The organism is Streptomyces ardesiacus, from assembly GCF_003112575.1.
Classification (GTDB): Bacteria; Actinomycetota; Actinomycetes; order Streptomycetales; family Streptomycetaceae; genus Streptomyces; species Streptomyces ardesiacus.
In genome coordinates this window covers 30,755-57,514 of the sequence record NZ_BEWC01000004.1, presented here as the reverse complement: position 1 = coordinate 57,514, position 26,760 = coordinate 30,755, and the positions used below count along the sequence as shown (strand labels likewise).

The 26,760-nt window shown below is 71.2% G+C and carries 23 protein-coding genes and 1 pseudogene; 11 read left to right on the top strand and 13 right to left on the bottom strand.

The genetic code is table 11. The annotated features are described in order from the left end of the window. Positions 1–1,053 precede the first annotated feature (1,053 nt). A complete protein-coding gene (locus Sdi02f_RS15225; protein ID WP_108933452.1) occupies positions 1,054–4,068 on the top strand; it encodes a glycosyl hydrolase in 3,015 nt (1,004 codons plus the stop codon). A gap of 513 nt (positions 4,069–4,581) precedes the next feature. Next, the gene (locus Sdi02f_RS15220; protein ID WP_031086133.1) at positions 4,582–5,205 is read left to right on the top strand and encodes a DUF7691 family protein; all 624 of its coding nucleotides are present in this window, start codon (positions 4,582–4,584) and stop codon (positions 5,203–5,205) included. Positions 5,206–5,317: 112 nt separating this feature from the next. Here the strand turns inward: Sdi02f_RS15220 and Sdi02f_RS15215 are convergent, their stop codons facing one another. The 5 genes and pseudogenes from Sdi02f_RS15215 to Sdi02f_RS15200 all read right to left on the bottom strand — a co-directional run bounded on the left by Sdi02f_RS15215 (position 5,318) and on the right by Sdi02f_RS15200 (position 9,399). Beyond that, positions 5,318–5,761 (bottom strand): hypothetical protein, encoded by a 444-nt coding sequence (locus tag Sdi02f_RS15215; protein WP_368668289.1) that lies wholly within the window; start codon positions 5,759–5,761, stop codon positions 5,318–5,320. Between the two features lie 429 nt (positions 5,762–6,190). Next, entirely contained in the window at positions 6,191–6,553 is a 363-nt protein-coding gene (locus Sdi02f_RS35635) for an SH3 domain-containing protein (protein ID WP_158716750.1), read from the bottom strand. A gap of 537 nt (positions 6,554–7,090) precedes the next feature. Next, positions 7,091–7,486 carry a group I truncated hemoglobin gene (locus tag Sdi02f_RS15210; protein WP_030403655.1) on the bottom strand — a complete coding sequence of 132 codons (396 nt, stop codon included), beginning with the start codon at positions 7,484–7,486 and terminating at the stop codon, positions 7,091–7,093. Positions 7,487–7,908: 422 nt separating this feature from the next. Beyond that, a pseudogene (locus tag Sdi02f_RS15205) lies at positions 7,909–8,261 on the bottom strand (helix-turn-helix domain-containing protein); the annotation flags it as partial. Positions 8,262–8,271: 10 nt separating this feature from the next. Next, positions 8,272–9,399: a saccharopine dehydrogenase NADP-binding domain-containing protein gene (locus Sdi02f_RS15200; RefSeq protein ID WP_108933451.1), complete on the bottom strand. Its 1,128-nt coding sequence runs from the start codon at positions 9,397–9,399 to the stop codon at positions 8,272–8,274. 144 nt (positions 9,400–9,543) lie between these two features. Between Sdi02f_RS15200 and Sdi02f_RS15195 the strand changes: the two genes are divergently transcribed. Then, complete coding sequence (locus tag Sdi02f_RS15195) at positions 9,544–10,131, top strand: TetR/AcrR family transcriptional regulator (protein ID WP_031086118.1); 588 nt, start codon at positions 9,544–9,546, stop codon at positions 10,129–10,131. A gap of 265 nt (positions 10,132–10,396) precedes the next feature. Here the strand turns inward: Sdi02f_RS15195 and Sdi02f_RS15190 are convergent, their stop codons facing one another. Continuing rightward, positions 10,397–11,365, bottom strand: coding sequence for an AraC family transcriptional regulator (locus Sdi02f_RS15190; RefSeq protein ID WP_108933450.1), 969 nt, complete (start codon positions 11,363–11,365; stop codon positions 10,397–10,399). Between the two features lie 90 nt (positions 11,366–11,455). On the opposite strand from Sdi02f_RS15190, the gene Sdi02f_RS15185 reads away from it, so the two are divergent. The 3 genes from Sdi02f_RS15185 to Sdi02f_RS35630 all read left to right on the top strand — a co-directional run bounded on the left by Sdi02f_RS15185 (position 11,456) and on the right by Sdi02f_RS35630 (position 13,263). Next, complete coding sequence (locus Sdi02f_RS15185) at positions 11,456–12,292, top strand: NAD(P)H-binding protein (protein WP_031086113.1); 837 nt, start codon at positions 11,456–11,458, stop codon at positions 12,290–12,292. Between the two features lie 103 nt (positions 12,293–12,395). After that, positions 12,396–13,043 (top strand): NAD(P)H-dependent oxidoreductase, encoded by a 648-nt coding sequence (locus tag Sdi02f_RS15180; RefSeq protein ID WP_108933449.1) that lies wholly within the window; start codon positions 12,396–12,398, stop codon positions 13,041–13,043. Positions 13,044–13,110: 67 nt separating this feature from the next. Then, positions 13,111–13,263 carry a hypothetical protein gene (locus Sdi02f_RS35630; protein ID WP_372503575.1) on the top strand — a complete coding sequence of 51 codons (153 nt, stop codon included), beginning with the start codon at positions 13,111–13,113 and terminating at the stop codon, positions 13,261–13,263. A 6-nt stretch (positions 13,264–13,269) separates the two neighbouring features. Here the strand turns inward: Sdi02f_RS35630 and Sdi02f_RS15170 are convergent, their stop codons facing one another. Next, positions 13,270–13,776: a MarR family winged helix-turn-helix transcriptional regulator gene (locus tag Sdi02f_RS15170; RefSeq protein WP_108933448.1), complete on the bottom strand. Its 507-nt coding sequence runs from the start codon at positions 13,774–13,776 to the stop codon at positions 13,270–13,272. Positions 13,777–13,945: 169 nt separating this feature from the next. Here Sdi02f_RS15170 and Sdi02f_RS15165 point away from each other — a divergent pair, with 169 nt between their 5' ends. After that, positions 13,946–15,169 (top strand): FAD-dependent monooxygenase, encoded by a 1,224-nt coding sequence (locus tag Sdi02f_RS15165; protein WP_108933447.1) that lies wholly within the window; start codon positions 13,946–13,948, stop codon positions 15,167–15,169. A gap of 285 nt (positions 15,170–15,454) precedes the next feature. Here the strand turns inward: Sdi02f_RS15165 and Sdi02f_RS15160 are convergent, their stop codons facing one another. Beyond that, a complete protein-coding gene (locus Sdi02f_RS15160) occupies positions 15,455–15,592 on the bottom strand; it encodes a hypothetical protein (protein ID WP_245962194.1) in 138 nt (45 codons plus the stop codon). A gap of 215 nt (positions 15,593–15,807) precedes the next feature. Further along, positions 15,808–16,437, bottom strand: a complete 630-nt coding sequence (locus Sdi02f_RS15155; RefSeq protein ID WP_031086109.1) for a TetR/AcrR family transcriptional regulator — start codon at positions 16,435–16,437, stop codon at positions 15,808–15,810. Positions 16,438–16,500: 63 nt separating this feature from the next. Between Sdi02f_RS15155 and Sdi02f_RS15150 the strand changes: the two genes are divergently transcribed. Then, on the top strand, positions 16,501–17,373 hold the full coding sequence (locus Sdi02f_RS15150; RefSeq protein ID WP_108933446.1) for a ketopantoate reductase family protein: 873 nt from the start codon (positions 16,501–16,503) through the stop codon (positions 17,371–17,373). Between the two features lie 510 nt (positions 17,374–17,883). Here Sdi02f_RS15150 and Sdi02f_RS36095 read toward each other — a convergent pair. After that, positions 17,884–17,994 carry a universal stress protein gene (locus Sdi02f_RS36095; protein WP_218030777.1) on the bottom strand — a complete coding sequence of 37 codons (111 nt, stop codon included), beginning with the start codon at positions 17,992–17,994 and terminating at the stop codon, positions 17,884–17,886. A gap of 520 nt (positions 17,995–18,514) precedes the next feature. On the opposite strand from Sdi02f_RS36095, the gene Sdi02f_RS15145 reads away from it, so the two are divergent. From Sdi02f_RS15145 to Sdi02f_RS15135, 3 genes are all read left to right on the top strand, one after another. Next, positions 18,515–21,121, top strand: coding sequence for a class I SAM-dependent methyltransferase (locus Sdi02f_RS15145; RefSeq protein ID WP_108933445.1), 2,607 nt, complete (start codon positions 18,515–18,517; stop codon positions 21,119–21,121). Positions 21,122–21,198: 77 nt separating this feature from the next. Then, positions 21,199–22,257 carry an ABC transporter ATP-binding protein gene (locus Sdi02f_RS15140; protein ID WP_108933444.1) on the top strand — a complete coding sequence of 353 codons (1,059 nt, stop codon included), beginning with the start codon at positions 21,199–21,201 and terminating at the stop codon, positions 22,255–22,257. Continuing rightward, entirely contained in the window at positions 22,247–23,008 is a 762-nt protein-coding gene (locus tag Sdi02f_RS15135) for an ABC transporter permease (RefSeq protein ID WP_030403669.1), read from the top strand. The genes Sdi02f_RS15140 and Sdi02f_RS15135 overlap by 11 nt, the downstream gene beginning before the upstream one ends. Before the next feature lie 350 nt (positions 23,009–23,358). On the opposite strand, the gene Sdi02f_RS15130 is transcribed toward Sdi02f_RS15135, so the two are convergent. From Sdi02f_RS15130 to Sdi02f_RS15120, 3 genes are read right to left on the bottom strand one after another with little or no spacing between them, the layout of a single operon-like run. After that, complete coding sequence (locus tag Sdi02f_RS15130) at positions 23,359–24,612, bottom strand: ATP-grasp domain-containing protein (protein ID WP_108933443.1); 1,254 nt, start codon at positions 24,610–24,612, stop codon at positions 23,359–23,361. After that, positions 24,605–25,951, bottom strand: coding sequence for an MFS transporter (locus tag Sdi02f_RS15125; RefSeq protein WP_031086102.1), 1,347 nt, complete (start codon positions 25,949–25,951; stop codon positions 24,605–24,607). The genes Sdi02f_RS15130 and Sdi02f_RS15125 overlap by 8 nt, the downstream gene beginning before the upstream one ends. 5 nt (positions 25,952–25,956) lie before the next feature. Continuing rightward, the gene (locus Sdi02f_RS15120) at positions 25,957–26,742 is read right to left on the bottom strand and encodes a thioesterase II family protein (RefSeq protein ID WP_030403672.1); all 786 of its coding nucleotides are present in this window, start codon (positions 26,740–26,742) and stop codon (positions 25,957–25,959) included. Between the last annotated feature and the right edge of the window lie 18 nt (positions 26,743–26,760).

Sequence of the window (26,760 nt, the reverse complement as noted above, 5' to 3'; positions counted from 1 at the left end):
TCATGTGCGGGATCGTGTTCAGGGCGACGCCGGTGCGTTCGGTGCGCCGTCGTGGGGCGGCTGTCACGGCCGGTCCGGGTGTGCACGGCTCAAGGGTGCCGAACCGTGCTGGGGTGACGCGTCCCCGAGCGGTGCGGGTGCGCCACCCCAGCCGTCGGCGTCTGCTACTTGGTATCGATCCAGTAGTGCGTCAGCGTGCCGCCGGCGCAGGTCAGGCGGGTGGTGGTCGAGTAGTTGTACCAGGTCGTCCACTGGTAGGCACCGGTGGTGCAGCGGATCCCGAGGCGCCAGGGTCATCTCACGGGGCCGTCCATGACGAGCGGGGCGTTACGACACGGTCGCTCACAGTCGCGTCTTCCTGCGGGTGGAGGAGCGCCGTAAACCTTTGCGGCACCACCCGCCTGCTCAACCTGGCGTGGTAGCTCACTCTGGCCATGGTCGGGCGGCTGTTGGCCAGCCAGCCACACGGTGTAGACGGCGCAGGTGGCTTCGCTGATGGATCAGGTATGCCGGTCCACTGCCTGCGGTAGTGCATGCCCTTGGGGAGGGTCTGCGGAATGGCGTCGGAGAAGCCTCGGGGCTTTGCTCGTTGTTGAGGATCTCGGTTCGACGGAACGGATCGCCGGACATCGTCGAGTACAGCTGCGGCACGGATGCTGGCCTTTCTCTCTGAACTTGGCACTTGTCCCCGACTGCGCTGGGGCCGGGTGTTGGGCGTCGGCTCTGAATGCCTGCTGACGGAACCGGGCACTGGGGGAGCAGCCTTCTGCGTTCGTCATGGCACCCGCTGCCCTCTGCTTCCCTCGCCCGTGCGGTTGATCCATCACCGCTCAGCCTGACGGGCTCCGTCCGTCAGCAGCCGTTCCGTACTCGCGAGGGCGTCGTCACGCACCGGGCCGACGTTGCCGGCGAACTCTCGATCACAGGGGTCCGGAAGTTACTGGTGCGACATCTCTTGACCCCCATGATCGCCCCGGATTACGGTTCCGACGTTTGCACCGTATTGAAACGATTCAATCGAATGAACCCTTCTCCGAACCCAGGGGCGCACTCATGCACGAACTCGTCTCGCAGCGTGGCGGGATGTCCCGACGTACGATGCTGGCCGCCGCCGTGACCGCGGGGGTGACTGCCACCACCGTCACCGCCGCACCCGGTGCGGCCGCCCAACCCGCTGATCCGGCCGCCGCCCGGGCCGCCGGCTCAGCCCGGTGGTTCACCGACCCCACCCGGTCCGTGCGCCCCAAGTTCCGCTGGTGGTGGCCGGACGGGCTGGTCGACCCGGACGAGGTGGCCCGCGAGATCGACCGGATCGCGGACGCGGGGTTCGGCGGGGCGGAGATCGCCGCCGTCCACCACAGCATCCGGGACAAGTCGCTCCTGGACACCGCCCACCACGGCTGGGGCAGCAGACCCTGGCGGGACGGGGTGGAGGCCGCCCTCAGCCGGGGCGTGCGCCGCGGTCTGACCATCGACCTCACCCTGGGCCCGAGTTGGCCCGTGGCCGTCCCCGGAGTCACCCCCGACGACGACGCGGCCGCCAAGGAACTCGCCCACGGACAGGCCTCGGTGGCCGCCGGCGCAACGTACCGCGGGCCCGTGCCCGCGCCCGTCCACGACGCGGCGTCCGGCGTCGGCACCCAGCGTCTCCTCGCCGTCCAGGCCGCCCGCGTCGAACCCGCCCACTCCACCCGCAAGGAGACCGGCCTCGACCCCGACACCGTCCGCGACCTCACGGACACCGTCACCGACGGCACTCTGACCTGGACGGCACCCGCCGACGGCGAGTGGCTGCTGATCTCCTATTGGCAGCGGGGATCGGGACAGCAGCCGGAATCGGGGCCGCACTCCGCGCCCGCCGCCTTCGTGGTCGACCACCTGAGCGCGGCGGGCACCACCGCCGTCACCGACTACTGGGAACGCCACGTCCTCACCGCCTCACTGCGCCGCCTGCTGAAGGCCGCGGGCGGTGCCTTCTTCGAGGACTCCGTGGAACTGGAGACCGAGGGGCTGGTCTGGACGGCGCGCCTGCCCGAAGCGTTCGAGCAGCGCACGGGCCGGCCGCTGCTGCCCTGGCTGCCCGCCCTCGTCCTGGACGACAGCAACCAGGTGTTCGCCTTCGAGGCCCAGCTCACCCGGCAGATCCGGCACGACTTCTGGGCCACGGTCTCCGACCTGTTCAACCGCCACCACGTGCGCGCGCTCCGGGACTGGGCGCACTCCCTCGGCATGACCCTGCGCGCCCAGCCGTACGGCCTGCAGACCGACGCCATCGCCACCGCGGCCCTCCTCGACATCGCCGAGGGGGAGTCCCTCGGCTTCAAGAACCTGGACGACTACCGGTGCCTGGCCGGCGGCCGGGACATGGCGGGCCGCACCGTCCTGTCCTGCGAGGCCGGCGCCTACAACGGCTCGGCCTACAGCACCACCTGGGACCGCGTGCTGCGCACCATGGGCGGGGCCTACGCGGCGGGCGTCAACCAGACGGTGATGCACGGCTTCTCGTACGCGAACGCCCCGGAGGCCCAGTGGCCGGGCTTCGCCGCGTTCAGCCCGTACAACGGCGCGCCGGGATACGGCGAGTCGTGGGGGCCCCGGCAGCCGACCTGGCGGCACATCGGGGACGTTTCCGGCTACCTCGGCCGCGTGCACGCGGTCCTGCAGTCAGGCAAGGCGCGCGCGGACGTGGCCGTCTTCCGACAGACCGGCTATTCGGCCACGGGCATCGGCGCGTCCTGGTTCACCTCGACCGGTGTACCGCTCGGATGGACGCACCAGTTCCTCAGCGGTCCGCTCCTGGACCTGCCGAACGCCACCGTCTCCGGCGGGCGGCTAGCCCCGGACGGACCGGCCTACAAGGCGCTCTTCGTCGAGAGCGACTTCTTCTACGGCTCCACCCCGACCCTCGCCCTCGCCGACGCGCGCAGGATCCTGGGCTTCGCACGGGCCGGACTGCCCGTGGTGCTGCTGGGCGCCTTCGACCAGGCGCTGACCCCGGGCGTACCGGCGTCCGGCGAGACCGAGCAGCTGCGCGACGTCCTCGACCGCCTGCTCGCCCTGCCCAACGTCACCCGCGTCACCGAGAAGACCGCGGTCGGCGACGCCCTCGCCGGCCTCGGTGTCACCCCCGACGTACGGCACTCCGTTCCCTCGACGCTCCTGAACGCCCACCGGGTCACGGCGGACGCGGACTACTACTACCTGGTCAACGGCAAGCACGCCGAGACCGTCAAGCCACCCGTGGCCGCCATCGACCACGAGGTCACCCTGCGCCGCACCCACGGCCGCGACGCGGTGCCGTATCTCCTCGACCCCTGGACGGGCAAGGCCGTACGGGTGGCCCGGTACACCCTGGACGGCCAGGACGTGACCCTCCGCGTCGCCCTTCAGCCGGGACAGACCCTCGTCGTCGCACTGGGACGCCCCGGACTCTTCGGCGACCAACACGGCAACCGCCCGCACGCTCTGTCGTCGGAGGCCGACGAGGTGCTGTTCACCGCACGCGGACTCGCCGTACGGGCCGGTGTTGGCGGCACCTACCGTACGCGGCTGTCCCAGGGCAGGACCGCCACCACCACCCTCCCCGCGGTCCCCGCTCCGGTCGAACCGGATCGCTGGCACGTCGAGGTCGAGGACTGGCGCCCCGGAAACGGCCCGACCCGGACCGAACGGGTGCGCCGGACCCTGACGCTCGACACCCTGCTGCCCTGGTCGAGCATCCCGGAACTGGCGGACAGCGCCGGCATCGGTCGCTACCGCACCACCGTCACCCTCCCCGGCACCTGGTCCTCGTCCCACGGCGCACTGCTCGAACTGGGGCAGGTGAGCGACACCTTCCGGGTGAGCGTCAACGGCAGCGAAGCGGGCCCGTGCGACCGGCTCAACCCCGTCGTCGACGTGGGCCCGCTGCTGCGCCGGGGCACGAACACCATCGAGATCGAGGTCGCGACGCCCCTCGTCAACCGCCTCAGGGTGAGCCGTCCGGAGGTCTTCGGAGGGCTCAAGCGACAGGAGTACGGGCTGGTGGGACCGGTGCGGCTGGTCCCGTACGCACAGAAGACGGTGTGATGCCGCTGCATTGAACGATTCAAAAGAGGCGCGGACGGGCCCTGGGCTCGTCCGCGCGGAATCATGTCGGAAACCGGGTGAGCGGTCGTGCTTTCGATGCCCCCGACCGGAGGCTTCTCGCTCCTATGAGACCTCTTGACGCTCTTGACGGCGCGTCTCAGCGTCTCCGTCGAATCGTTACAACGATTCGCTCAAGGGGAGCTGAGCCCCGCACCATGCCCGCACCGCACAGCAAGTCCACCCTTCGCGACGGCAGGTCCCGTTCGCCGCGTCGACCACCGCGGCCATCGCAGCGCTCCCGGCCGCCCCCGCCGCGGCGACCTTGGCGGTCACCGTCGCTACGGCGCCCCCGCCGACGGACCGTGCGCACCGTCCGGAACCCGAGGTGGCCACCTTCTCGCTCTCGGCCGTTCGCATCCTCGGCAGCCCTTTCCTCGGCAACATGTGGCGCAGGTGAGTCACGGTGCCTACCGCAAGCAGCCGCCGCGCTGCGCCCCTCTAGGGTGGAGCCCCATGAGTTCCTCCCTTCACATCTATCTGCTGGACGAAGCCGCCACCCGCGCTCTGGTGGGATGCCGCAGCGAGGAGAACCTGGAGTTCTTCCGCACGCACTACGCGGACCGTCTGGAGGAGCAGGACGACGACTTCCGTGCGGAGATCGCGGCCGGCGCGCCCACGGCGTACGAGGCGGTCCGCGCGGTGATCGACGGCGGCCCGTTCGACGCGCCCGCGCAGTACGCCTTCCGGTACGGGTACGCGTACGAGTGGTTGTGCTCGCTGACGGGGTCGTTCCTGCCCAACGACCGTTTCACTCCGCACCGGGGCGCCTGGCTGTCAGCCGTCGACGAGGGGCTGCGGGCGATGGGCGTGACGGCGGTGACGGTGAGCGCCTTCGGAGCACAGGGGCTGCCGGAGCCGTTGCCGCGTACGGAGCTGCCGGGGTGCGGTGTGTGGACTCCGGAGGAGATCTCCCGGGCGCTGGAGCAGTTCAACGTGACGATGCGGGCGGCGGAGGCGGGTGAACGGCCGTTCCCGGAGCTGGAGAAGGAGATAGTGGACGCGGTCTTCCAGAGCCTCGGATGGGCGCAGGCTGCCGCGGACCGGGAGGGGCTGAGTGTGGTGGGGTTCCGGTTCTGAGCCAGCGCCTCACCGGCGGGGTTGTCGGGCCGGGCGGGACCGTGTCATTACTCTTCGGCTGGCCGACAGACAGACAGACGAACAGAACACGGCGGTTGACGTAGCCGATGCATCAACGGCATCCCGCGCCCCCGGCACAACCTCGGCCCGCCCGGCGTCGGCGCGACGGCGACCAGCCGCAGCCGGGGCGCCCTGTCACCGCCCATGTGGTCACCGTAGGACGAGACCCGGTGACTGCCCAGCCGTTGTCGCGACAGTCAGCAATACGGCGGCTGGTTGGTGAGCGAGGCGGCCACTCGCGTCCACCCGCCGAACAGCCGATAGAGGCTGGGTAGGGTGCCCTGCGCCTGGACGTCCGTGTGTCTACCAAGGTGACCCCGGAATTTCCCAGGAGCGTCGAGGCGACGGAAGCCGACTGCCGGCGGACTGTGAAAGCGGCCAGGTCCGCAGGGATTTCTGACCTTTTCGGCACCGTGGAGAGACTGGCAGCGACCGCCAGGCCGATCTCGCCCACGGGCCGGCCGTCCAGCCACATGTCTTCGATCTCTTGCCCCATGAAGCGGTGACTCAGTAAGCCCAGCGCGCCGACCCGCGAGTGGTAGCCGAGGCCGAGACCCGCCTGGAGCACCTCGCGATCACCTGCACGACTGTCACCGGCCTCGCCGGCCGGCTCCCGGCCCAGACACCTGACCTGCTCGAGAACCCGGACCACCCCCGCATCCTCGCCGCTTTCAATGACACGACCCGCCGCTCCGGGCCAAGGACGTCTGCGAAGCCCTCGGCCACGAACTGCTGCCCAAGAACGTCGAAGGCACCCGCGCCGAGCTGAAACGCCAGTTCAACTCGGGATCCTCACCGAGGCCGGCGCCGGCAACCTTGCCAGGAAGCCATAGCCGACATACCCCCAACCAGCGGCCCCGCTGCAACCTCAACAGGAAGCGGACCTCACCTTACGAACCGCCCATTGCAGGTAATGCTTCTGTTCTCACCAGCACTCTTCTGCACTGTCCCAGGTGATGTTCCCCACGTAGATCCAACCGCGGGTCCAGTTTGGATATGCGCTGACGTAAAACCACGTACTGCCTACCTTGTTGTTGTAGTGGCAGTAGATGGTCATGGGAGCGTCTTTGTACAGGGTCTCCCTGGTGCCGCAGTCCGCGTAGGGGCCCGGCCGTAGCGGAGCAGTGGCCTTCTGGACCTTGCCGTAGCCCCAGTCGTTGTAGGAATCGATGTTCGGCGTTCCGGTTGCCCAGCATGTCTGAGCGGTGGCGTCACCCGAGGCGCTGGCCGATGCTGTAGTCACTGAGGCAACCAGTGATAAAGCTGCAGCCGTGACGATCGTTGCCATTCTTGACCTGTTGAACAGCCTCCGCATTGTTCCTCCCAGAGAATCACTCTGTTGCAACCGAGTTCCTGAACGCGGCTGCCTCGTCGGTGCACATCCTCCCCGAAGGCCGAAGGGGTGGGTAGGTCAGCAATTGGTCATTGGCAGAGGCAGAGTTGGTCGACTTCTAAGGTGTCTTTTCGTTTGTCGATCACGCGGAGCGGGGGCGGTGAAGGACAGTTCTTCCGCCATCGGCCAGGCCTCGCGGCGGGGACGGACCCAGGCGTGGGCGCGCCGTAGAGCGGGTCGTGCCAGACGGCGACGCCGTGCTGCTCGAATACGGACCGAGGCGAGGACCTTCCACGACGCCTCGGCGACGGGACCAGGTCGACCTGTCGCAAGCTCGGCAAGCAGCCGACCGCACAGGTGGGACGTCACTTGGTAGAGAGCTTGGCTGGGAGCGTGTCCCCGTAAGGTCTTTGGAGGCGATACGCCCGAAGGGCGTATCGCCTCCAAAGACCAGGTACGTGCGTGACCGTGCCCGCCGACCAGGGATGCGCGTCAGGCGGTGACGATGTCCGCCTTGAGCGGCAGCAGGGCCTGGGCGATCGTGCCGATGGTCGCCTCGTCCACCCCGGCCTCCGTGAGCGCGCCGGCCAGGTGGTCGACGACCTTGCCGAAGGCGTCGTCCGTGATGGCCAGGTGTTCGTGGGCCTTGCGCATGGAACGGCCGGAGTAGGGGCGGGTGGCGCCGAGAGCCTGGCCGATGAAGCGCCGCTGGTGCTGCTTGAGACGGTCCAGGTCCACTCCGGTGAAGTACGGCTGGAGGTCGGGGTCGCCGAGGACTTTGTCGTAGAAGATGTCGACAACGGCCCCTACGGCGTCCTCTCCTCCGAGCTGCTCGAAGAGGGTCGGGGACGGGGCCCCGGACGGCGTGCCGGAAATGGTGTCGGTCATGGTGTCAGCGTCGCGCCGCTGTCTTGCCGGAACGTGAGGAGACGGTTTCCGGGCTGTCAGAAGACCCTCCGGCCCGCCAGGGACCGCGGTGAACGCTTCGTAACCGGCTCCTCACACGCCGGGTGGACGCCGGACAGGGGCCTTAATTCGCCACTCCTCACTCCTCGCTATGAGTGCGACCAGACCTGCTCGCTCAACTTCCCCACCCGTGCCGGCTCCCGGGCTCGTCACCGTCGACCCGGCCACCCGGCCACCCGGTCATCCGGTCATCCGGTCACCGGGGCAGGACAGCGCGGACGGGTCCGGCTCGGAGACCGGAGGCGGGGGAGTCGACATCGCGTGGTTCTGTTCTGGGCGGCGAACGGCAGCCCAGTGCTCGACCTTTGCGCGGGAAACGGCAGTCGCGGTCATCACTCACCATGCCGGTGACCTCCGACGTCAGGGGTGTCGCCGAGCTTCTTGATGTCGACATGGATGAGCTCACCAGGACGTTCGCGTTCGTAGTGGCGGATGACCTGGCCGATGGGCCGATCCATCCGACGTGGACGGTTCAGGCCGTGTCGAGTCAGGGTGCGGTGGGGTGTCGTCAGGTGGGGGCTCGAGCGGTCGAAGAGCTCCGCGTCGCCTTCGGTTCTCCGGCGACGGACCCACTTGTAGGCGGTGGCGCGGGAGATGCCCACTTCGTCTGCGACGTGCGCTACTGAGCGGCCCGCGCGTACCCGGTCGACCAGGAGCGTCTGCCGTGGACGGTGAGGCGGGCGTTCGGGTGAGGCACGGGTACCTCGTCAGTCCATGACCGGTCCGCGCCGGCTGGGGCCGGTCGTGTCGTGGAGGAGGAACTGTCCGCCCGCCTGCTCGGCGAGGTCGGCACCGAACAGGGCGCCGGGTGTGTAGGCGCCCGGCCGGCCCTCGCCACGGGCAAGGTGGGCGGCCACCGAGGCGGCCACCGAGGCGGTGTAGGCCATGCCGTCGTCGGCGCGCAGCCAGCCCTCCCGGCGGGTGCCGTCAGCCCAGGTGACCACCGCGTGCCCCCACGAGTGACGGCGAGGGGCCGGGGTCTCCTTCATCTTGGCCTTGGCCATCTGGCTGAGGGCGAAGCGTCGCAGCGGCTCGACAGACAGCAGCTTTCCGACGAGTGGGGCCACGGCCCGCACGGCGCGCGAGGTGGGAGCCATCCCGGTGGTCACTGTGACGGACGGCGCATGGCTGGCCCGGTGGGCGGCGAGGAGCTCGGCGGTGGGAGCGCCCGCGGACTTCGCCTGTTGCCCGTCGGGGAGGGTGAGGTTGTGGAGATCGGCGCCGAGGCGTGAGGTGACCATGCGTCCGTCGGCGTAACGACGTCCACCGGTGGCAAACATGTCGATCATGGAGGCGGCGAAGGCGGCGCCGACGACTCCGGCGCTGAGGGACACCGAGGCCAGCGCGTCGACGCGCACGGCGGCGGGGGCCGGGCGGTCCTCGCACAGCTTGATCACGACGGCTTCGGTGGCCAGCACGCCGAAGCCCGATCCGGTCACCAGCGTGCTGCCCGCCTGTTCGGCCTCCTGGCCCAGGTCGAGCAGGCGGGGGACGGCGGTCAGGTCTGCGGCCAGGTCAAGGTAGTGCCCACCGGGCATGCACGCCCGGGCGATGACCGGGGCCGTCTCTGCGTAGTTCCCGATGCCGTTGAAGACCACGGCAGGTCGCTGCCGGGTGATCTCGGCCGCGATGCTGTCGACGCCGTTCGCGATGACAACTCGGCTCCCGAGGTCCGCAGCGGTCTTCCGCAGCCGGTCGCCGCCGCTTTCGCGACCGGCCAGTACGGGCTTGAGTCCCTGGGCGGCGAGGTTCGCGGTGACGGCGCTTCCGATGCGCCCGCCCGCGCCGAGGATCCAGATCTCCTCGGGTCGCGCGCTCTGGGTGGTGTCGGTCATGAGCCTGCTCCTGTCGTGCCATGAATGCGACGGTCGCCCGCCTCTCCGAATACAGCGGTCGCCCCTTGGCAGTGATGTCTCACTGTGTCATCACTGACTCTAGCAATGATGACACAGTGAGACATCACTTGCTATCGTCCGACTATGGCCAGATGGGATCCCGGAACCGCGGAGCGCCTCACGCAAGCGGCGCTCGAGCTCTACACAGAGCACGGATACGACAACGTGACGGTGACGCAGATCGCCGAGCGGGCCGGGATCACCCGCCGCTCGTATTTCCGCTACTTCCCCGACAAGCGCGAGGTCCTGTTCGCCGGCTCGGAGCGGCTGCCCGCCGCAGTGCGTGCGGCAGTCCTGGACGCCCCCCCGGCTGCTTCTCCTCTGTCGGCAGCCCTAGAGGCGCTCACTCAGGTCGGCGCCGCCCTTGCCGAGCACATCGACCGCACCGCTGAACGCCGCGCTGTGATCGCCTCCAGCCCGGAGCTTCAGGAGCGGGAGCGCACCAAGCTCGCTGGGGTCACGAGCGCGATCCAGGACGCACTCCTGCAACGGGGCGTCGACGACGACAGCGCGAAACTGGTGGCGCAGATCGCCACCATCGCATCCCAGAACGCCCTCGACCGCTGGGCCGAGGGGTGCGGCGAGAAGGACTTCGCGACGTGCCTCCACGCAGTCGCCGTGTCGCTCCGGGACGTGCTCACCGAAGGCATCGACAGCAGCCGCTTTGAGTGAAAGGTCCACCATCTGCTGTCTGCCATCGGACCCGCACGCCTGCCGTCAACAACGCTCGTGGCCGATACGCCTAGCCAGGGGGCGGCCCGGTCAGGACTCACCGGGATCGGAGCCGGTGAGGTGGCCGAAGCCCCGTCCATTCCTGACCTGCACCCACACCGCCCGTGCCGGGATTTGCCACCGCACGCTCCTTCTATGAGCTGCCTGCACCTCTGTCTCGCTGACCAGCGGAGAGGTCCTGAAGGCGGGGGAGGGGCCGGTGGCGTCAGAGGGATGTGCCGGTGCCAGCCGGCTGTGGGGGCGGGGTCGTCGTGGTGCGCCGGTAGGCGCTGGGACTGGTGCCGCGGGTCCGTTTGAACGCCGCGCTGAAGGCGAACGCGTCGGAGTAGCCCACTGTGCGGGCGATCTCCGCGACGGTCATCGTCTCGTGTTCGGTCAGCAGATCGGCCGCGAGTGTCATGCGCCAGTGGGTGAGGTAGGTCAGGGGCGGTTCGCCGACCAGTTCGGTGAACCGCTTCGCCAGGGTGGCTCGCGACACCCCGGTCCTGCAGGCCAGCGAGGCGACCGTCCACGGTGCCGCCGGTTCTGCGTGCAGCAGGCGCAGCGCGCCACCCACCACCGGGTCGCGCCCGGCGGAGTACCAGCCGGGGGGAGTGCCACCGGGCCGGTCGAAGTACTCGCGCAGCGCGCACACCAGCATCCAGTCCAGCAGCCGGTCGAGGACCACCTGCTGGCCCGGCGTGTCGGCGGCCACCTCGGCGGCGAGATGCTCCCACACCGGATCGGGCCCGCCGCCGGAGCCCACACGCAGGACGACGGGCAGCGCGTCGAGCAGCCTGCGGCTGATCTCACCGTGCACCGGATAGGCACCGACGACCAGGGTCGTCGCGTCCTCCCCACCGGTGCCGGCGTCGTGCCAGCCGAGCCGGTGACGGGTCCCGCCCTGCTCGGGCGTCGAGCAGAACGCGCCACACGCGACGGGTTCGGCCCCCGTGCCCACCTCGTCGACGAAGAGGAACGGCGCGGGGCCCCGCACGATCACTGTCTCGCCGACGCCCAGACGCTCGGGAGGGCGGCGCTCGGGCACGATCCAGCCGCCTCCGCGCAGGACGGTGCACAAGGTCAGCGGCGCGCCGTCCACGAAGTGGAGCGACCAGGGCGGGGTCAGGGTCGAACTGCCGAACAACGAGCCCTGGGCCCGCACGCCGCGCAGGAGGTCACCGAAGGCATCCACCCGCCCAGCCTAAACGATCCAGACGATCACCCAGGTGATCTGGCGTATCACCCATGGAATCGTCCGGGCGCATGCCGTTGACTCGCCGACATGAACGACGACATCACTCTTGTCCTTGGCGCTACGGGCAACACCGGCCGGCGGGTGGCCGCCCGGTTGCGGCTGCGCGAGACGCCCGTACGCACCGCCTCCCGTTCCAGCCCGACCCCGTTCGACTGGTTCCACCCCGCCGGCTGGGACCGGGTGCTGCGGGAGGTCACCACCGCCTACGTCGTGCCCCCGTCCGTGCCCGGCCCGGTGCACGACTTCGTGATGCGGGCCGAGGCCGCCGGGGTGCGGCGCCTGGTCCTGCTCTCCGGTCACGGCGCCGACGACTGGGGCGACTCCGCGTTCGGGCGGCACATGCGCTCCGCCGAGGACGCCGTGCGCGGTTCGACGCTGGAGTGGACCATCCTGCGTCCCTCGAACTTCGACCAGAACTTCGACGGCCCTCCCTTCCGCGTTCCGCTGGCCGCAGGCGAGCTGGCGCTTCCGGCAGGCGCGGTCCCCGAGCCGTTCATCGACCTGGAGGACGTCGCCGACGTGGCGGCCACGGTGCTGTCCGAGCCCGGCCGGCACGCGGGCCGGGTCTACGAGCTGACCGGGCCACACGCACTGACCTGGGCGGAAGCGGTCGAGCTGATCTCCCGCGCATCCGGCCTGCCCATCGCCTACCGCCGCGTCTCCCCGGCCGAGTACACCGCGACGCTGGTCCAGGAGGGCTGGAGCGAGGGCGAGGCCCAGGAACTCACCGAGATGTTCGTGCTCCTCGAACGCGGAGTGACCGCCTGGACGACGAACGACGTCGCCACCGTCCTGGGACGCGCGCCACGGACCTTCGAGGACTTCGTCCTGCGGGCCACGGCGGCGAAAGCCTGGCAGCGCTGAGCCTCTCCGCCGGGCTCCCGGAGGCAGAGCACCGCACGCCGTCCCGCACACCCCCGACCACCTGCCGACGCCCCGCCCCTCCCTCACATGACTGGAGCCATCGATGCACACCCTGCTCGTCGCCGCCAACCCCGAACCCCGGTCCCTGACGCATCACGTGCTCGGAAGACTTGAGGCAGCGCTTCCACCCGGTTCGGTCGAGATCGCCGACCTGGCCGCGGAGGGATTCGACCCCCGGTTCACCCCGGCCGATCGTCGGGCGTACCACGACGGCGGCAACTACCCGGCTGACGTGACGGCTGAGCACCGCCGTCTCGAGCGCACCACCGATCTCGTGCTGGTCTTCCCCGTGTACTGGTGGTCGATGCCCGCCCTGCTGAAGGGATGGATCGACCGTGTCTTCGTGAACGGCTGGGCCTTCGCGTACTCCTCCGCTTCCGGTCTGCGTCCGAAATTGCAGGCCCTCACCACCCACCTTCTCCCCATCGCCGGCGCCGACTCCCGTGCGTACGAACGCCACGGATACGAGAACGCAGTGCGCACGCAGATCGAGCACGGCATCATCGACTACTGCGGCAGCCGGCGCGGCTCCACAGTCTTCCTCTACGAATCCGAACAGCTCACCCCCGAGGCCACGCTGCGAGAAGTCGACCGTGCGGTGCGGACCATCACCGAAGCCATCCACGCCCGCCCCACAGCGGGAACTGCCGGCCCTCTTTCGGCCGGCTTCCCGCCCGTGGGAAGCCAGTGATCTGCGTCAGACTCGTCGGCAGGAGGCGGCGACTGTGTCCTGCGGCGTCCCAGACCCGCACCTGCCCGTGGTAGCGGGTACGGGGCCGCAGCGCCGGCCCGACCTCGACGACCCCTGCATCGGCGTCGTGGTCGGAGACAACCTGGAGTTCATCCACCGGATGGCCGAGGTCGCACTCCTGCGCGACCTGTGGCGGGCCCGCTCCGGCGCCGCCGGGTAGGAGCGTTCACTCCTGCGCGTCGAACCGCGCCAGACGGGCCGTCACGTCGTCGGCGAGGCGGGTGAGGAGCCGGGTGAGGTTCTCCCGGTCCTGGCGCGGCCAGTCGGCGAGCGCCTCGGCGAACCAGCCGAGCAGCGACGTCACGTACCGGTTGGCGGCCTCCGTGCCCGCCCCGGTCGGCTCGATCAGACTCGCGCGGCGGTCGTGGGGGTCGGCCACCCGGCGTACCAGGCCGCGTTTCTCCAGTGCCTGGACCTGACGGGTGACGTGCGGGCCCACCACCTGCATCCGGTCGGCGATCTCGCCGATCCGCAGCGGCTGGTCGGCTGTACGGAGAGTGACCAGCACGCCCATGGCGGGACGGTCGAGGGCGAGTCCGGCCGCCTCGGCGGCGCGTTCCGTGAGCCGGCCCTTGGTGAAGGCCGCGCTGAGCTGGGTGATCCGCGGCAGCACGGCGAGCAGGTCGGAGTGCGGGGCGTCCGGCTCGGGAGGTCCGGCGGGTTCGGTGGTCATGAGGTCTCCATTTGCCTACCTGAGTTAGGTATCTATATCGTGGGGAGCGGCCGGTGCCCGAGAGGGTGCCGTATGGCCTCAAAAAAGATACCTGAGGTACGTATATGTGCCGTCCGTGCGCACGTGCCTCCGTCTTCCGGGGTTCGCCCTGGTGGAAGGGTGAGAAGCCATGAATCACACGTCCCGTCCCGCTCGCCGCGTACTGATCTCCGGAGCAAGTATCGCGGGCCCGGCACTCGCGCACTGGCTGGACCGGTACGGCTTCGAGGTGACCGTCGTCGAGAAGGCGGCCGCCGTCCGCGGGGGCGGCTACGCGATCGACGTGCGCGGCACGGCACGCGAGGCCGTGGACCGCATGGGCCTGCTGCCGGCGCTGCGCAAGGCGCACGTCGACAGTCAGCGGATCACCTTCGTGGACGCCGCGGGGGAGCCGGTCGGCTCGCTGCAGCCCGAGCAGCTGACCGGGGGAGAGGCAGGGGTCGACCTCGAAGTCCGGCGCGGGGATCTGGCCGACGCGCTGTACACCCCGCTGCGGGACCGGGTCGAGTTCCTCTTCGACGACTCGATCGCGACGCTTGACGACGTCGGTGACGCCGTGCACGTCGTCTTCGACAGCGGTCTGCGCCGCACCTTCGACCTCGTGGTCGGCGCGGACGGGCTGCACTCGAACACACGCAGGCTGGTCTTCGGTCCGGAGGAGCCGTTCCACCGCTACCTCGGGCACGTCTTCGCGGGCTTCACGCTGCCCAACGAGTTCGGGCTGGCGCACGAGGCCGTCATCTGGAACGAGCCGGGACGCAGCGCCGTCCTCTACGCCCACGAACCCGCCGACCGGCTGCACGGCTTCCTCACCTTCACCCGCGACACCCCGCCCTTCGCAGCCTTCCGCGACCCCCGGGCCCAGCGGGACCTGGTGGCGGCCTGCTTCCCCGAGCGGGTGTGGCACCTGCCACGCCTGGTCGAGGGCATGCGGGAGGCCGACGACCTCTTCTTCGACGTCGTGAGCCAGATTCACATGCCTGCGTGGTCCCACGGGCGGGTCGTCCTGGCGGGCGACGCGGCGCACGCCACGTCGTTCATCTCCGGCCAGGGGTCGAGCGTCGCACTCGTCGGCGCCTACGTCCTGGCCGGCGAACTGGCCACGCACGCGGACCACGCCGACGCGTTCGCCGCCTACGAGCGCCTGATCCGTCCCTTCGCGGAGCGCAACCAGGCGCTGGCCACCGGTGGGGGGTCGGCGGTGACCCCCACGACGCGGCAGGAGATCGAGGCCCGCAACGCCCTGCTGCGCGACCCGGAGGCGGCGGTGAGGACGATGGTGACCGCGAGCGCGCAGGAGGGGCGTGCGGCCCACTCGGCCCTGGTGCTGCCGGACTACCCGCAGGCCGCCTGAGCGGACGTCGCGGCCCGTCGGCCACCGGCGGGCCGAAGACGGTGCGGGGGTCCTGCCGGAGGAGCCGGACGCCGAGGGCCTCGCTCGGCTCGGGGCTCCCCGGAGCGGGGCACGGTCTCCGGGAACGACCCGGGCTCGGCCGGTGGACTCGTGCCCGCGGACGTGCGCTGCCGTTCGGCCGTGCGGCCCCCTCGCGACCGGGCGGCACCGGTGAGCACGAGGGGCGGGCGGACCGGGCTCGGCCGGCTGGCAGCTCAGGTTGTCGCCGGATTCGACGCCGAGGAGCTATGTGCAGCGCTCGTAGTCGTCGATCCGGCTCTGGACCTGCGCGGGATTGCGCCCGTCGCACTCCAGTCTGCCGTTGATGGACCGGATGATCTCCCTGACCCCGGCTCCGTTGACCATGGCGTCGTGCGGGGTCATGGTGCCGGGCCCGTTCTGCGTGTTCCAGTACTGAATCTGAGAGCGCTGGTTCGGTGGGACACTTCGGTGCGATGGTGCGGCGCGTGTCCTCGCGTTCGCCCTGCACGCGACCAACGAGGTGTCCAAGGGCGTCGAGCCAGGCCCCGCCGCTGCGCGACCCGAACGTGTCCGAGGACGGCTGTGAGGGCGGTGAGTGAGCCGCCTCAGACTTATCGTCAGGCCCGGGTCGGCGGCGCGCTCATTGCTGCCGTCAGGAACGTGATCGCCCAGTTCCGGGCCTCCTCGCCTTCCGTCGCCGTCGGGCGGGCAGGGGAGGGCTGGTTGTAGACCTCGACGCGGTCCACGGCCGCCACGGCGAGGATCCCCCGCATTCGGAACAACAGCTCCTGCCGGGCAAGGCCGGGCAGTGCCTGCGCGAAAGCCGCCAGGTAGCGCTCGCCGACCGCGTCCTCGTCCGGGCCGGTCCAGCTGCGTGCCTCCTCGGCCGGGTCGCTGAGGATCGTCACGATCAGCCGGGACGTCCGGGCCCCGCTCTCATCGCCGGCGGGCATCCCGTCGAAGAGCGGCCCTGCGAATGCTTCCACCAGCTCGGCGACCGTCGGGTCCGGAGTCCGGGCGAGCAGTGCGTCGAGCCCGGCGCTCTGAGCGGCGGTGATGGGCTCGGTCACGCGGCGGGCGACGGCGGCCAGGAGTTCCGCCTTCGAACCGAAGTGATAGCCGACGGCGGCCAGGTTCGCTCCGGCGAGGTCGGTGATCGCGCGGACCGAGGTGCCGCGGTAGCCGTGCTCGGCGAAGAGGCGTTCGGCTGCGTCGAGGAGCTTGGTCCGGGTGTCGGGTAGTGCCATGTGCTCTACTATACAAACGTTCGATTGAAACGAACGTTTGACTCGTGGGTGGGAGAGGTTGTCATGAAACTGCTCGTGTACGGCGCCGGGGTCTGCGGCAGCCTGTTCGCCGCCCGCTTGCACGAGGCCGGGCTCGATGTCTCGCTCCTCGCCCGGGGCGAGCGTCTGGCCTCCCTGCGCCGGCACGGAGTGCAGCTCGCCGAGCAGGACAGCCCTGTCGTCAGGCGGGTACCCGTACCGGTAGTCGAGCACCCTGACGGCGGGTACGACCTGACTGCCGTTCTCGTCCGCACCCATCAAGTCGACGCGGTGCTGGAGTCGCTCGCCGGCCTCGAGGGCGACGCGCTGTTCCTGCACAACTGGGCGGCCGGCGCGGAGCCGTTGGGCGCGGCGATCGGCCACGAGCGAGTACTGCTCGGCTTCCCGTCCCTGGGCGGCACGATGGACGGCGACGTCATCCGCTACCGCGCGACCAACTTCGTGACCAGCCGGGTCCCGATGCCGATCGGGGAACCCGACGGCCGAACCTCCCCGCGCCTGGAACGGATCGTCCGGGAGTTCCGCACCGCCGGGATCAAAGCCAAGGCCGAGCCGCGGATGGATGCCTGGCTCAGGACACACGCCGCGTTCGCGATGCCTCTCGGGCAGGCGGTGCACGCGGCGGGCGGCCCGGTAGCGCTGGCCGACGATCCCGACGCGGTCCGCGGCATGCTCCACCTCATGCGGCAGAACCTGGCAGCCCTGCCGGCCCCGCCCGTCCCCCGCGCGTTCGCCGCACTGCAGACCGTGCCGGAAGGACTGCTCGTGGCCCTGCTGCGGCGCTTCCTGCGCAGCCCAACGGCCGTACACAGCGGGCTCAGCGACGTCTCCCCTGCGACGGCGGCCGAACTGGGGCGGCTGGCAGAACAGATGTGTGCCCAGGCGAAGGTCCGGTAGGCCGTGAGCGGCGGCCAACCCGTCGCCGCCCTGGCCCGCGACCACCGCGTCAGCCGATACGCGCGGCCGTCGCCGACCTCGTCCCCGAGCACGCCAACGTCGACCCGGAGGGCCCCGCACCCGGTCACCGACCTCCTCGCCGGCTGCTTCCGCGTCAGCCCGCTCGTCGGGCGACCTGAACCCGTGCCAGTGCCGCCGCCACCCGCTCCATCGCCTCCGCCGGTGTCGAGGCGTGGCCTCCGCCGGTGTCGAGGCGTGCGGTGACAGGCGCAGCGAATCCGCCCGCACGGTCGGTGTGACACCTTCTCCGCGCGATGGCGGCCACGGCGTCACGCGACGGCGGTCCGAAACGGGCGAAGTCCAGGTATCTGGCTGGGGCGTCGAAATGCGTGGCCTACGGCGTGAGCGCAAGGTGTCCTTCGGGCTGTGCGATGCGGGTGCGAGCCCAGCGCCAGGTCTGCCGCACGCCGGCCGGGGTGCGCGTCGCCGCGTGCGTCCGCAACCGCGCGCCTACAGGACCACGACGACGGGGAAGGAAGCCCGGCGTGCGGCGCGCTGGGTGACCGAGCCGAGCAGCAAGCCCTGGTGGAGCGCGGGCGGATGAAGAGAGCAGGTGCTCATCCGGCACCCCTAACAACAGCTGTCCGGGCAGACAGGGGTGTCTCCGGTGTCATCGGTTTTCTATTTTATGAGAGCCTCAATTGGCGCTCCGCGTCATCCACACGCATTCGCCGAGTGCACCCAGACCGATGAATCCGCGACTCATTCCGCAGGGAGCCGTTCGCTTCTTCACTGATCTCCAAAGGAGTACCGTGGCACGCCGCCTGTCTGCTTCCGAGTCGGTCATGGAAGGCCGACCGGACATGATCGCCGACCGGACCGGCGACGGTGTTCTCGGCGTCCTGCCCGCGCGCGGCGCGCCGTCCGCACCGGTCACTGCCCAGTCCGGTCGCCGCCCGGTACGGCCACCGGCCGCTGCGGCCTCGGGAGGAGCGCCGTTGTCTGAGTGCCTGTCGAATCCTGTCTCACACCGACCGGCGCCGGTACGCATCGGCGCCCCGTTGAGCGGCGGCACCGGACTTCGGAATACCCACGGCACCGCCTTCGTCTGTCCATCGACCGGTCGACCCCGAGGACGAGCATGCCCAATCCGGAACCGATCGACGCCATAGCTCCCTTCGAGACAGGCCATCGCTCGGCGCGCCGTGCGGCCTTTCTCGCACAGGATGGAACCGTACTGTCCAGCGCCCTCGCGGCACTGGACAGCGCGGGTATTCTCCCGGGGATCACGGACGAGGAATTCATGCGCCGGCGCATGTCCGGATTACCGGATCAGGCGTTCGGCCGTCTGCGTGTGGTCCTGCGCGTGCTGGTCGGCCAGGGATGGCTGACCGGCGTCCCGGACGATCGCCGCGGACACCCGCCGGGGTGGACCGGGGCCGGGGCTGCCGCAGTCGCGCACCACGGCGACTACCTGGCGGTCGGCCGTTTCCTCAGTGCGTTCGCCGACGTCGGCCGGGACGGCTGGCCGGCCGCCTGGGAGGCGGCCGCCCCGTTGTTCTCGGCGCTGATGCCGCGGGTGGCGGCGCGCTGGGACACCGACGGCCTGCTGCCGGAACAGGCCGAGATCATCACCGGTCATCTGGACGGCGCGCTGCTGATCCCGGCGGTACTCGCCGGTGCCGCCGAGCACCCGTCCTCCCCCGAAGTGGACAAACTGCTCGGCATCGCCGGCGAACGCTTTTCGCACGCCGGCGGATTCCCGGCCGGGTTCGGTGTCGTGGGCTCCTACCTGCCGATGCTGGCCCGCCTGGGCGGCCTGCTCGCGGGCGCGGCGGAGCACGATCCCGCGCAGTACGTCGACCGCGCGCTCAACGCCCGAGCCGGGCGCGCCGTGCACGTCCGGTACGACAAGGATCTGCTGGCCGTGGTGCTCGATCTCTTCAACCGCCCCGCCCCCGAGGAGCAGCCCCGGTTCGTCGTGGAGGTCGGCTGCGGCAACGGCAGCCGACTGCGCGACATCCACCAGGCGATCCGCGACCGGACCGCGCGCGGCACCGTCCTCGACGCGTACCCGGTGGTGATGGTGGGTGTCGACGGCGACCCGGTCGCGCTGGAGACGGCGCGCGCGATGCTGGGCGAGCACGACGTGCCGGCCGTTCTGGTCCAGGGCACCGTCGACGAGCCAGAGCGGATCGCGGCGGAACTGGCCCGGCACGGGCTGGCCATGGACGAAGGTCTGCACGTGCGCGCGTTCGCCGATCACGCCCGGCGTTACCGGGGCACCGGCGGGCCCGGCCCGGTGAGTGTGCCAGGAGCGGGCGACGGCGCGTACGTGGACGAGGAGGGCCGTCCGGTTCCGGACGAGGCGGTCGAGCGGGACCTGGTCGAGCATCTGCGGCGCTGGGCGCCGTATGTGCGCCGGCACGGCCTGGTGGTGCTGGCGGCGCACACGATCGCGCCTCAGGTGGCGCGGCGGTTCCCCGGGCGTCTGCAGAGCGTGGCGCTCGATGCCTGCCACGGCCTGTCGCACCAGTACCCGGTCGGGCACGACCGGTGGTTGCAGTGCTGCCGCGCGGCCGGCCTGGAGACCGTCCCGTACGAGAGCCGCCGCTACCCGGCCCACCAGCCGTTCGTGGCCGTCAGCCTCAACCGTCTGCTGCCGGTGGAGGTCCGCACCACCCCGCACGTGCCGGCCGTGCCGCTCTCTCCCGCGCAGGCCGCGCTGCCCCAGGACGACGGACGGGGCCTGCACGAGCTGCTGTTCGCCGGTGGCGACACCCGGCGTCCGCGTCCGTGGGCGGCCGACCCGACCGGCTGGATCGTCGCCCAGGCGCTGCACACCATCGAGCGGCGGATCGCCACCGGCGGCCCCGGGCAGACCATCCGGGTGCTCGACTACGGTGCGGGCACCGGGCTCGGTGCGATCGAACTGCTCAAGGCGCTGACCGAGCGGCGCACCGACCGGCTCGTCGCCGAGTCCGGGATGAAGCTGGAGATGCATCTGGCCGACATCCGCACACCGTGGTTCGACCAGGGCGAGCGGCTGCTGGGCGGGCACCCCTGGACGCGGTTCCACGAACTGCGCGGGCCGGACGGCAAGTTCCGCACCATGGCCGAGATCATGGGCCCGGACAAGGTGGACATCGTGCTGGCCAGCATGGTCTTCCACCTCATCCCGCCGAAGTCGCTCACCAAGCTCGCCGCCGATCTGGCCCGTCTGGTCAACCCGGGCGGCATGCTGCTGTGGAATGCCCCGGACATCGGTCCGGCCGGCTCCGAGGCCTTCCTGTTCCACGACGCGAACCGGGCGATCCGGCAAAGTGTGCTGACCTCGCCGGTCGACGAGACGCTGCCGGCCCAGGTACGCGAGGCGGTGGCCAGAGTGCACGCCGCGCACTGCGCCGAGACCGACAAGCGGGCCGGCCGGCGCATCCTGCCCGCCCCGAACCGGGCCGACGCGCTCGTCGACATCTTCGACACCCACTTCACCGGCAATGTCCACCAGCAGAATTTCGAGATCCTCCCCGACGAACTGCTCGACACGCTGCTGGTCCCGTCGAACGCCGAGGAGTATTTTCCTGAACTGCCCGAGCGGAAGGCGCGCGAGGCCGTGGTGCGCGCGTTTTCGGCGCGGGTGGTGCCCCGACTGCGCGAGCGGTCCGGAGGCACCGCGACCGGGCTCAGCCTGAAGTGGACGTTCGGCAAGCACACTCCCCGGCACACGTCTGGGAAGGCCCCGCGATGACGGGCGGCGTCCGCCGGCCGCCGACCCGGCGGCCGGGCGGGTTCCGCCCACGCCGCCCAACCGTTTGGGAGAAGGTTTTGCTCACAGCAGCCGGGTTGGTCAAGCGCTACGGAGAGGTCCGCGCGCTGGACGGTTTCGATCTGCACGTCGAGGCGGGCGAGATCACCGGCCTGATCGGGCACAACGGGGCGGGCAAGACGACGTTCGTCGAAGTGGTGACGCGGCTGGTCAAGCCGGACGCCGGAGAGCTGACGATCTACGGGACCGACGCGCTGCGCGGACCGCGTTCGGCCCAGAAACTGATCGGCGCGTGCCCGCAGGAGATCGCTCTCTATCCCACCGCCACAGTGCGTGACAACTTGCAGTTGTTCGGCGCGCTGACGGGGCTGCGCCGTTCCGTGCGGCAGGAAGCGATCCGGCAGCTCGCCGCCGAACTGATGCTGGAGAACGTGCTGGACCGGCCTGTGGCGCTCATCTCGGGCGGCCAGCAACGGCGCACGCAGGTCGCCAGCGCGATGATCGGCAATCCGCCGCTGCTGCTGCTCGACGAGCCCACGGCGGGGGCCGATCCGCAGACCCGGGCGGCGCTGCTGCGCAGTGTCCGGGCGCGCGCCGAGGCCGGTGCCGCGGTCATCTACACCACGCACTATCTTCCGGAACTGACCGATCTGGTGGCCACCTTGGCGGTGATACGCCGGGGCCGTGTGGTGGCCCGGGGCGAGCAGTCGAGTCTGCTGAGCGGGCTGCCGAGCACCGTGCGGCTGCGGTTCGGCGCCGCCGGGCCCGCGCAACTGCCGCCCGAGATGGCCGGGCGCGCGGTGCGGGAGCAGGACGAGTGGCGCCTCACCAGCATGGACCCGCCCGCCGATCTGGCGGCCCTGGTGGTCGCCGGGTGCAGCCCCACATTCGTGGACGTCGACCGCCCGGACCTGGACAACCTGTTCGAGACACTCGGTGCCCTGCCTGCCGGGGCCGGGGCCGGGGCCGGGGCCGAGGACCAGGCGGAGGAGAAGGCGGTGCCGGCGTCCACGGGACCGTCCGCGACGCCCCGGAAGGCCGCTCTGTCCAGCCGGCCGGACACCTCGACGGCCCGGACCGCGCGGGCCGAGGCGCGGGAGGCCAATGATGCGGGATGAGGAGACCGTCATCCGAGTCTCGGCGCTCGTCCGGCACAACATGACGCTGCTGTTGCGCGAGCCGGGGCCGCTCATCAGCCGGCTGGTGATGCCGCTCGGTTTCGCGCTGCTGATGCGCCCGCTCTACGTCGCCGCGCACGGCGAGAGCTCCGGCAACATCCAGGTGGTGACCGGTGGGCTCGTGGTGTTCTCGCTGCTGGCGTTGAGCATCGTCGGCAACGCGGTGTTCTCCGAGCGCGTCTGGCGCACCTGGAACCGGCTCAGGGCCTCGTCGGCCCGTCCCCTGGAGATCCTGGTGGGCAAGTCGGTGCCGGTGTTCGGCGCGCTCGTCTGCCAGCAGGTGCTCGTGCTGCTGTTCGGCGTGACGCTGCTGGGGATGCCGGTCGCCGAGCCGGTGCTGCTCTGCACTGCCGTGCTGTGCTGGTCGCTGGCCCTGCTCGGGCTCGGCGCCGCGCTGGGCGTGGTGGCACGCAGCCTGGAGCAGATGTCCGCGACGTACGACATCGGCGGGATCCTGCTGAGCGGGCTGGCCGGAGCGGTGGTGCCGCTGAGCATGATGCCCGAGTGGGTCCGTCCGCTCGCGCCGTTCTCCCCCGGTCACTGGGCCTTGCAGGCGTTCAACGGGGCGCTCACCGGCGACGCCGCCGCCACTGTCGGTGCGTGCGGTGTGCTGCTGGTCGTCGCCGCCGCGGGCACGGCCGTCGTCTGTGCCCGGCTGCTCGGCGGCGAGGGACGCGCGGCCCGGCTGTGAGCTTCCGCCGGCCGGGCGCACGGCGCCGCACCGCCTCCAGCGGGCACAGCGCCCGCCGACTGCCGCGGGGCGTGGCCACGAGCGCCCAGCCCGCCGCCCCCCCACCAGTTCCCCCCCGCTCTCATCCGGCGGCACGTACGGCGGTCAGCCCGCCCCGGCCGAGGGGCGGGCGGGCGACCAGGCCACCGGGCACGGCGGGCCCGGCACCGCTGAAGAGCGGCGGCAACCGGGCCGGCCGCCGGCGCAGAGCGTCAACTGCTCCGGCGCGCCTCCGGCCGAGCGCGCCGATGCCGGGCCTCCGCCCCCCTGCTGAGCCGCAGGCCGGCCCGGTCCGGAGCGCGACCACCCGCTCACCCCGCGGAATCCACCGACCCCACCAGCTCCCGCCAGCCCACGTCCGTCAGGGCGTGGGGCGGCGTCCCCGTGCCCGCCAGCGCCGACCAGGCCGCCGGGCGGGCCAGCAGCAGTCCGGCAGTGAGCAGCAGCGGCAACCGGGACAACGGGTCGGCAGCGGGGGTCAGTTCCTCCACGCTGGCCGTGTACCAGCCGCGTCGCGTCGTCGCGGCGACCAGTTCGCCGAGTACGGCGCGACGGCCCCGGCCGTCGGCGGCGGCGCCCATGAGCGCGAGGAGCAGTGCGTGGGTGTGTGTCCCGGCGGTTCCGTACGCGGGCGGGCCGGGGTCCCGAGCGGTCGAGACGGACAGCCAGCGTTCGACCAGTCCGGCGCCCGCGAGCTGGGCGTTGACCGGTTCGACCAGTCGGGGGTTGAGGTCGATGTAGTGCGGCTCCCGTGCTTCGCCGACCAAGATCGCGTCCACCGAGAGCGGGCCGTGCCAGTTCAGTCTCCGGCCCAGGAGGGCCAGGTCGCGTTCGGCTCCCGGCAGGCGTACCGACTCCTTGGCCGCCGCACCGCCCTGCACACCGTCGCGGCGTCGCAGCGCCGCGTGCGCGCCGGTCAGCCGGCCGTGGTCGAAGACGGCCGAGATCATGGCCAGCGGGCCGGTCAGGGCGCGTTGGAGCAGCACCGGGCCGCCGCCGGCGGACACCTGCGGGAGCGCGGCCACCCGGCGCAGCGCGGCGGCGTCGCGGACCCGCCAGACACCGCGGCTCGCCGTGGCCACCGGCAGCTTGACGTAGCCGGGCAGCAGGTCGTCGCGGGCGCGCAACCGGCCGGGGGTGGCGACTACGGCGGTTTCGGGCTGGGGCAGGCCCAGTTCGTCCAGCAGGCGTACCGACTCGGCCTTGTCCTGCACGCGCCGCACGGCGGCGAAGTCCGGCACCGCGAGCCCCGGTACCAGCGCCGCGAACCGGTCCCGGTGCGCCGACAGCGCGACCAGTTGTTCGTGGGTGGGCAGGAGCACGTCGTAGCCGCCGCCCGCCAGTACCCCGGCCAGCGCGTCCAGCCAGCGCAGCGGCCCGTCCGCGAACCGCGGCACCCGGTGGCGGCGTGCCACCCAGCGTGAACCCACGGTGAACGAGAGGCCGCCGGAGTCCAGCACACCCACCCGGTAACCGAGGCGGCCCAGCACGGTCAGCACCTCGCGGGCCGACGCGCTCGTCGTCTCGGTGAGCAGCACGCGGTGCGGCCCGGTCGGTTCACTCACCGGCCACCGCCCCGGCCAGGTCCCGGCCGGAGCGTTGTGCGGCGCTCTGGCCGAGCACCAGCACCACACCGCCGGCCAGGAGGAACAGCAGGATCGTGGTGCCGGCCGCCCGGTAGCTGCCGGTCCACTGCAACACCAGCCCGAAGGCCGCGGGACCCGCGAAGCCCAGGCAGCGGTTCACGATCTCGAACACCGCGAAGGCCTCACCGACCACTTCGGCGGGCACCAAGGCGGCGAAGACCGAGCGGGACAACGCGTACAGGCCGCCGAGTACCAGGCCGACCCATGCGCCGACCAGCAGGAACAACAGGAAGCGTCCTGGGGGGAGCAGACCGCCCGCGATCCCGGCGAGCACGAACAGCAGCACGTAGGCGAGCAGGACGGGCCGGCCTCCGTGGCGTTCGGCGAGCCGTCCGGCGGCGATCGCGCCCGCGACCGCCACGAACTGCAACATGAGCACGGCGATGACGAGCTGGTCCTCCTCGATCTGCAACTGCTCGACCGCGTACGTGCCGACCAGTGAGGTCATGCTCTGTACACCGTTGTTGTAGAGGAGGAACGCGACCAGGAACCAGAGGGCGGCCGGGTGCGCGCGCAGCCCGCGGACCGCCGCGAGCGTGCCGCGCAGCGGGCCGGTGCCGGGCGCGTACGGAACCGGTGCGCCGTAGCCGCGCAGCAGCCGCACGGCGAGCAGTCCGAAGACCAGCCACCACAATCCGGCGATGAGCAGGTTGAGGCGCACCGCCAGTGCCTCGGACAGACCGAGCCGCTCGTGGCCCGCGTAGACCACCAGACCAACCGCCAGCATCAGGCCGCCGCCGAGATATCCGGCGGCGGAAGCCTGGGTGGAGACCCGGTCGCGGCGTCCGGGCGGGGCCAGCAGCGGCAGGTAGCCGTCGGCCACAGTGACCGACGCGCCCAGCGCGATGGTGGCCGCCACGAAGAGCACACCGCCCAGCGCCCAGCCGGTGTCGCCGATCGCGAACATGCCGGCGGTGGTGAGCGCTCCGGAGCTGGAGAGCACACCGAGCAGCGCCCCGCGATTGACCCGAGCCGCCAGGCCCGCCACCGTCGGCAGCACCGCCACCTGGAGGACCACCGAGACCGCCACGAGGTAGGGGTAGTACGACTCGGGGCGCACGGCGATCCCGAACGGCCGCAACAGGCCGTCCGGACCTGCCGCGTCGCGCGCCACGTCCGTCAGATACGGTCCGAAGAAGACGGTGGTGACCGTGGTGGTGAAGACGGAGTTCGCCCAGTCGTAGGCGTACCAGCCCCTCCTTGCGCGGCGCACCGCGCGCCGGTGTCGTTGGTCCGGGACCGCGGTCTCAGAGGACACTGCGGCTACACCTCCGGTGTCTCCTTCGGCGGGCGGGTGAACCGGCTCATCAGTCCTACCAGCTCCGCAAGCCGGTCGTTGAGGTAGAAGTGGCCTCCGGGGTACACCCGCACCTCGAACGGCCCAGTGGTGAGCGGCTGCCAAGCGTGCAGTGACGCGACCGGAGCGCGTGCGTCGCGGTCGCCGCCCAACACGGTCAGCGGCGCGGCGATCGGCTCGTCCACGGGACACCGGTAGGTCTCGTTCACGGCGAAGTCCGCGCGCAGCAGCACCTGGAGGCGTTCCATGAGCTCCCGCTCGCCCAGGATCTCCTCGGGAGTGCCGCCGATGCGGCGCAGTTCGGCGATGAAGGCGTCGAGGGGCAGGTCCCGCAGCGCCCGGTTCGGCTCGACGATGTGGGGGGCCGCGCGGCCGGAGACGAAAACGTGGGCGGGCGGGGTCCGCCCGTCCGTCTCCAGGCGCCGGGCCAGCTCGAACGCCACGGCGGCGCCCATGCTGTGCCCGAACAGCGCGTACTCCCCGGTGAAGCGGTCGCCGATGGCGTCGAGCAGGGCGTCGACGAGTTCACCGGCCCGGTCGTACGGCGGCTCCGCGAACCGCTCGGCGCGGCCGGGCAGTTGTATGGGGCAGATCTGGACGCCGCCCGTCGCGTGGCGCTTCCAGCCGGCGTAGACCGCGGCGCCGGCGCCGGCGTTCGGCAGACAGAACAGCCGGGGGCTGCCCGGCGCGGCCGGCCCCGAGGGCAGCCAGGCGGTGCCGGGGCCTGTCCCGGTACGGATGTCTGTGGTCATGGTGTTCGGCCGCTCCCA